7 protein-coding genes are annotated in these 6,648 nt (G+C 48.9%); 3 read left to right on the top strand and 4 right to left on the bottom strand.

The features are described 5' to 3' along the window. Nucleotides 1-289 precede the first annotated feature (289 nt). Entirely contained in the window at nucleotides 290-1,708 is a 1,419-nt protein-coding gene (locus H6550_16565; GenBank protein ID MCB9047750.1) for an HD domain-containing protein, read from the bottom strand. 28 nt (nucleotides 1,709-1,736) lie between these two features. After that, entirely contained in the window at nucleotides 1,737-2,309 is a 573-nt protein-coding gene (locus tag H6550_16560; GenBank protein MCB9047749.1) for a Sua5/YciO/YrdC/YwlC family protein, read from the bottom strand. Between the two features lie 149 nt (nucleotides 2,310-2,458). Between H6550_16560 and H6550_16555 the strand changes: the two genes are divergently transcribed. The 3 genes from H6550_16555 to H6550_16545 all read left to right on the top strand — a co-directional run bounded on the left by H6550_16555 (nucleotide 2,459) and on the right by H6550_16545 (nucleotide 4,709). After that, the gene (locus H6550_16555) at nucleotides 2,459-2,983 is read left to right on the top strand and encodes a DUF1573 domain-containing protein (protein ID MCB9047748.1); all 525 of its coding nucleotides are present in this window, start codon (nucleotides 2,459-2,461) and stop codon (nucleotides 2,981-2,983) included. 17 nt (nucleotides 2,984-3,000) lie between these two features. Then, nucleotides 3,001-3,426 carry a DUF1573 domain-containing protein gene (locus tag H6550_16550; GenBank protein MCB9047747.1) on the top strand — a complete coding sequence of 142 codons (426 nt, stop codon included), beginning with the start codon at nucleotides 3,001-3,003 and terminating at the stop codon, nucleotides 3,424-3,426. Between the two features lie 89 nt (nucleotides 3,427-3,515). Beyond that, nucleotides 3,516-4,709 carry a pyridoxal phosphate-dependent aminotransferase gene (locus H6550_16545; GenBank protein MCB9047746.1) on the top strand — a complete coding sequence of 398 codons (1,194 nt, stop codon included), beginning with the start codon at nucleotides 3,516-3,518 and terminating at the stop codon, nucleotides 4,707-4,709. A gap of 2 nt (nucleotides 4,710-4,711) precedes the next feature. On the opposite strand, the gene ade is transcribed toward H6550_16545, so the two are convergent. Both ade and H6550_16535 read right to left on the bottom strand, forming a co-directional pair. Continuing rightward, nucleotides 4,712-6,352: an adenine deaminase gene (gene ade, locus H6550_16540; protein MCB9047745.1), complete on the bottom strand. Its 1,641-nt coding sequence runs from the start codon at nucleotides 6,350-6,352 to the stop codon at nucleotides 4,712-4,714. Between the two features lie 81 nt (nucleotides 6,353-6,433). After that, nucleotides 6,434-6,648, bottom strand: a 215-nt coding sequence (locus tag H6550_16535) for a hypothetical protein (protein ID MCB9047744.1), incomplete at its 5' end; no start/stop codon positions are given.

The raw sequence follows: 6,648 nt of genomic DNA, 5'->3' as shown, positions 1-6,648 counted from the left end.
TTGTAAATAAATACTACCCGTAGGTAGCACGCTCTTTGACATACTGTACAACCCGCAAAACGGATAAATGTTAAGTAAAACGATCATCATTTACTTAACATTACTTAACAGCCGGATGGCACTGCGCCACAGTTATACATAACAAAAACACCACTATGAAATGTATTTCTACTACACCCCACAATAAAAAGGTAAAAACGATACAAAACGATACAAAAAAGCAGGTTTTCACCGCAGGACAAACGCACGAAGTTTTTCGTTAATGTATAAAATGAAAATGGTGCACTGCCTACTCCACAGGCTTCAGCCCCATTTCGGCGGCCTGTTGCAGCAGGAACTCGTAAGCCGCCTCGCGGGTATTGGGGATGAGGTTATCCAGTATCGCCTCGCGGATGGCCGTCTTCAGCTTGCCTACCTCGCGCGAAGGCTTTAGGCCAAATAGGGTCATGATCTCCTCCCCGTCTATGGGCGGCTGCCAGTTGCGCATCTTGTCCGACTCCTCCACTTCTTTCAGGCGCTGGCGCACGGCCTCGAAGTTGTCTAAGTAGCGGCGCACCTTCTGTTTGTTCTTCGAGGTAATGTCGCTCTCGCAGAGTATCATCAGGTCTTCCAGGTCGTCTCCCGCATCGAACAGCAGGCGGCGCATGGCCGAGTCGGTGATATCTTCTTTGCTCAGGCTGATGGGACGCAGGTGCAGGGCCACCAGCTTACCTACGTACTTCATCTTTTCGTTCTGTGGCAACTTCATCTGGCGGAATATCCTGTAGGTCATGCGCTCACCCACAGCATCGTGCCCGTGAAAGGTCCACCCGTGGCCCTTTTCAAAACGTTTGGTGGCGGGTTTGCCTATATCGTGCAGCAGGGCGGCCCAGCGCAGCCACAGGTCGGTACTGCGGTCGGCTACGTTGTCTACTACCTGTAGCGTGTGGTAAAAGTTGTCTTTATGGCCTTTGCCGTCTATATACTCCACGCCCGCCAGCGCTACCAGTTGCGGAAAGAATACGTCCAGCAATCCGCTGCGGTACAGCAGGTCGAGGCCAACGGAAGGCTTCGGCGTGAGCATGATCTTATTCAGCTCGTCGGTTATCCGCTCGAAGGATATGATCTTGATACGGTCCTTGTTCCGCGCTATCGCCTGCCACGACTCTTCGTGAATGGTAAAGCTCAGCTGGGTGGCAAAGCGGATACATCGCATCATGCGCAGGGGATCGTCGCTGAAGGTAATATCCGGGTCGAGCGGCGTGCGGATGAGCTTATCTTCCATATCCTGCACCCCGTTGAAAGGGTCTACCAGCGCACCGTAGTCGTCCTTATTCAGGCTGATGGCCAGCGCGTTGATGGTAAAATCGCGGCGTTTCTGATCGTCGTCCAGCGTGCCTTCTTCTACTATGGGTTTGCGCGAATCGTGGCTGTAGCTCTCCTTTCGGGCACCTACAAACTCCAGGTCGAAGTCTTTGTAACGAAACTGGGCCGTACCGAAGTTCTTAAAAAAGTTGACCTTATGCCTGCCCGGCAACGCCGCCGCTACGGCATGCGCCATGTCTATACCGCTGCCCAGGCACACAAAGTCTATGTCTTTGGTAGGGCGGTTCAGCAGCTTGTCGCGCACAAAACCACCTACTATGTAGCAGGGTGTGTTCGTGTCTGCAGCCACTTGCGCCATTGCCTTAAACAGTGCTTGCTCATCTGCTGTGCAGGGTATTTCCATGCCGCAAAGCTAATCAGGTTTTTAAAAATTACGCCCTGATTATGTCAAGACTGCCGTCGTCGTTGATCTTGACAATGCGCGAAGCCTGTACAGGCGTGGTGTCGTCCTGCCTGTATTGCACCACATAATCGGCGCCGGAGATGATGTGTTGGTCTATTTGCCCGTAGAAAGCCGCTGAAGGTGCACCACTTACGTTGGCCGATGTAGAGATGATGGGCCTGCCCAGCCGCTTTATCAGCGATTTGCAAAAAGCGTCGGTGGTGACGCGTATGCCGATGCTGCCATTCTCGTGCACTACGTTGTCGGGAAAGCCCAGCGCATGGTCGTATATCACCGTAGTAGGGCGTTCAAATGATTGAACTATATCTATAATATCAGGATGCGGAGCGGCCACATATTGCAGGATATCCTTTGCTTCGGCCAGCAGAATGATGAGGCTTTTCTCCTTCGGGCGGTTCTTCAGTGCGAAGACTTTGTCTACCGCAGTTGCGTTAAAAGCATCGCAACCGAGGCCCCATATGGTGTCTGTGGGGTAAAGAATAACACCGCCGTCGTTGAGTGTGACTACCGCCTGCTTTACGTCTGCTTCGAAATCTGCCATGCTTTTTATGGTTAATTGCGCTATAAAAGGTAAATTGCGTATCCGCGAAGTTAGCGGATGTTTAACACGGATTAACAAACTTATAAGGGTTTATTTGGCGCCTTAGGCATTATATTTGTGTACACAATCACTAAAAAAGTATATATAAGATGAAAAAAGTATTACTATTAATGGGTCTGGCAGTGCTGACAGGAAGTTACGGTTTCGCACAATCGCACGATGCACATGCAGGCCACGACCATGCGGCTCCTGCATCGGCCACAACCGCGCAGCAACAGGCAATAGTGAATGCTGATGACAAGCCGGCTACTACTCTTACCGTTGAGAACATGGCATTTGAAACAGAAGTTCACGACTTCGGTACCGTTCCTGAAGGTCCGGCTGCTGAGTATGAATTCACTTTCAAGAATACAGGTAAAGAGCCTATCAACCTGCAGACCGTTAACGCGTCTTGCGGTTGTACTACGCCAATATGGTCTAAAGAGCCCGTACTGCCCGGCAAAACAGGTGTGGTAAAGGCCAGCTATAATACTGACAAACGCCCGGGTGGATTCACCAAATCTATCACGGTTGTATCTAACGCAGGTACCAAAGTACTGACCATCAAAGGTTCAGTTGAAGCAGCTCCGACAGGTTCTGCTCCCGCTCCTGCCAAATCAATGATCTCTAAATAAGGTTTAAACAAACGAATATGAAACAATTAGTATTAGCCGCCTGCGTTACCGTATTGAGCGTTTTCACTGCACAGGCGCAGGAGAATAAGAATGCTCCGAAATTCGAATTCAAAGAAACAGCTCATGACTTTGGTACTATACCCGAAGGCCCCGAGGTGACTCACTACTTCGATTTCAAAAATACAGGTAAAGAACCCCTGATCATCCAGAGCGTTACCGCATCTTGCGGTTGCACCAGCCCCGACTGGCCTAAGCAGCCCATCCTGCCCGGTAAATCATCCAAGATCAAAGTAGTTTACTCTACCGACCATCGTGTAGGTCCTTTCAGCAAAGACATCTTTATCAAGTCTAACGCTGTAAACCCTGACGATAAAGAGGTGTACGAGCTGCACATCAAAGGTACCGTTACCGCAAAACCGGCAACTGACGAAACAAAAGGATAATAATAACGCCTTTATATACAACCCGGCCAAGGCCGGGTTTTTTTATGCCTATATGCGTGATATAGGGCTGGAATATCTATTTTTGCGCCATGCCAGTAATATCTCATCGCGGCTCGTCAATGCCGCCCTCCCCGATCAGGAAATTAGTGCCGTATGCCGAGGCTGCCAAAGCCAGGGGCACCAAGGTATACCACCTGAATATCGGCCAGCCTGATATAGAAACGCCACAGGTAATATTAGACGCTGTGCGCCACACTGATATGAAAGTGCTGGAGTACAGCCATAGCGCCGGTTTCGAAAGCTACCGCAAAAAGCTGGTAGGCTACTACGCCGGTCATAATGTTCACGTGAACCACAACCAGATCATTGTGACGACTGGCGGTTCTGAGGCTATCCTGTTTGCTATCATGAGCTGCCTGGATCCCGGTGATGAGATCATCATCCCTGAGCCTTTTTATGCTAACTATAATGGTTTTGCTACCAGCGCGGGTGTAAATATCATTCCTATCTCCTCTACTATTGATGAGGATTTCGCCCTGCCGTCCATATCGGCTTTTGAGCAGGCAGTCACTACACGTACCAAGGCCATCATGATATGTAACCCCAATAACCCTACAGGCTACCTTTACAGTGCCGAGGAGCTGGGCATTCTGCGTGATATATGCCTGAAGAACAACCTCTTCCTGTTCAGCGATGAAGCATACAGGGAGTTCTGCTATGATGGACGAGAGCATATCTCTGCCCTGACGCTGGAAGGTATGGAGCAAAACGCGATACTGCTGGATACCATCTCTAAAAGGTACAGTGCCTGTGGTGCCCGTATAGGCGCATTGGTCACCAAGAACCAGCAGGTGTTGGATGCAGCCATGAAATTCGCACAGGCAAGGCTGAGCCCGCCCTCGCTGGCACAGATACTTGGCGAAGCTGCCTGCGACCTGCCGGCTGATTATTTTGATGATGTTCACGCTGAATATAATGCCCGCCGCGACCTGCTGGTGAGCAGGCTACAAGCTATGCCGGGCGTAAAATGCCCTATGCCTGGCGGTGCCTTCTATGCTATGGCTGAGCTGCCTGTTGATGACAGTGAAACTTTCTGCCAGTGGTTGCTGGAAGAGTTCTCTTACAATGGTGCAACACTGATGATGGCACCTGCTGCCGGTTTCTATTTTACAATCGGGCAGGGACACAGGGAAGTAAGACTGGCCTATGTACTGAACAAAGACGATATCAACAAAGCTATGGACTGCCTGGAAGCAGCGCTGAAAGCTTATAATGAACAGTAAACTCAGACCTCAACAGGTGTAAATTCAAACTTACCACCGTTGAAGAGTCCTTTATCGCTGAGCTTGAGTGCAGGTATTACCAGCAGCGCCATAAACGACAAAGTCATATAAGGAGCCCTGAGGCGAGAGCCCAGGGCTTTTGCTTTTTTATCAATGGCTGAATAACGCTCTGCTACGGTATATCCATCCGTATCCGCCATCAGTCCTGCTATGGGCAGAGGCAATACAGCTACCTCACCCTGTTTGTCAACCACGGCTACCCCACCACGGCAATCTACCAATGCATTTACAGCTTTACAAAGCGCCTCATCATCAGCGCCTACCGCAATTATATTGTGACAGTCGTGTGCAACAGTAGAAGCCAGCGCGCCCGCTTTTATGCCTATATTTTTAATAAATGCTGTTGATACCGGTGCGTTGTCATCGTACCGGTTTACCACCGCCATTTTCAAGATGTCATTGTCTACATCGCTCACCAAGCAGCCGTTAACCACTTTGCCTGTGACCAATATCTCATTGGTCACTAACTGGCCATCCAGTGCTTCTATTACCCTTATCTGCGGCGCTACGGCAGTTGCTTTCATTTCAAAATCGCTCACCTTCTTATGTGATATATTGAAGTTATTGATGGGCTTGATATCTACTGCTTCCAGCTTCGACTTACCATTTTCAGCTACTAACTCACCATTGATATAGGTCTGCAGAATATTAAAGTCGTCAAGGTTGTCAACCACAACAAAATCTGCTGCATCCCCATTGCGCAGCAAACCGACCGGTATATTGTAATGCTCTGCCGGGTTGACGCTTGCGGCACGTAATACATCAAACAACTCATAACCTTTAGCCAATGCTCTTTTTACCAATGCATTGATATGACTCACTACCAACTCATCGGGATGTTTGTCATCACTGCAAAACATCAACCTGTCGGCATGTGTTGCAAACAGCGGTACCAGTTCTTCAAAGTTTCTTGCGGCGCTACCCTCGCGTATCAGTATTTTCATACCCAGCTTCAGCTTATCCTGCGCCTCTCCTATTGTAAAGCATTCATGATCAGTTGTTATTCCCGCAGCAGCATACGCAGCGGCGTCATCACCACGCAACCCCGGTGCATGTCCGTCAACCGGTTTACCTATCTTTTTCGCTGCCGCTATTTTAGCCATTACTTCTTCATCTTTATGCAGCACGCCCGGAAAATTCATCATCTCTGCCAGGTACCATATATCAGGATTCGTCAGCAACTCTTCCGTTGCTCTGGCATCAATATGCGCACCTGCAGTTTCAAAGAACGTAGCGGGGACACATGAAGGTGCGCCGAAAAAGAATTTGAAAGGTGAGCGCTTACTGTCATCTATCATATATTGCACGCCTTCCGGGCCACACACATTGGCTATTTCGTGCGGGTCAGAAACAGTGGCGATTGTACCATGCACAACGGCCAGTCTTGCAAATGCAGCAGGCACCAGCATAGAGCTTTCAATATGCACATGCGCGTCTACAAAGCCAGGCATAATGTATTGTGCGGGAGCATTGCTTATTTCTATTATCTCTGAAATTTTTCCATCTGTGATCGTTATCTCGGCCGGGTATATACGTCTCTGAAAAACATCTGTCAACTGACCTTTAATGCTAAAGCTGCTCATACATCAAATTTAATGAAAGGTATTATAACAAAAACAGTCCCGCAGGTTTTGCGGGACTGTTTAATATGATTTCCTTGAAAGTTATTTTTCTTTGGTATACTTTTCAGGATTGCCCTCGTAGGCGCCTTTGCATGTTTCGCTGCAAAACCACATAGTATCTGTTCCATTAACAGAATACTCAGTCCATGATGCGTCATAATCCATTTCGCATACGGGGTCCATTTTTGCATGCGCCATGTGCATATCATCATGCATACCTTCCATGTCATGATGCATTTCGCCCATACCAGCTTCCG

The organism is Chitinophagales bacterium (assembly GCA_020636495.1).
Classification (GTDB): domain Bacteria; phylum Bacteroidota; class Bacteroidia; order Chitinophagales; family Chitinophagaceae; genus UBA5543.
This window is presented reverse-complemented; position numbering and strand designations above follow the sequence as displayed.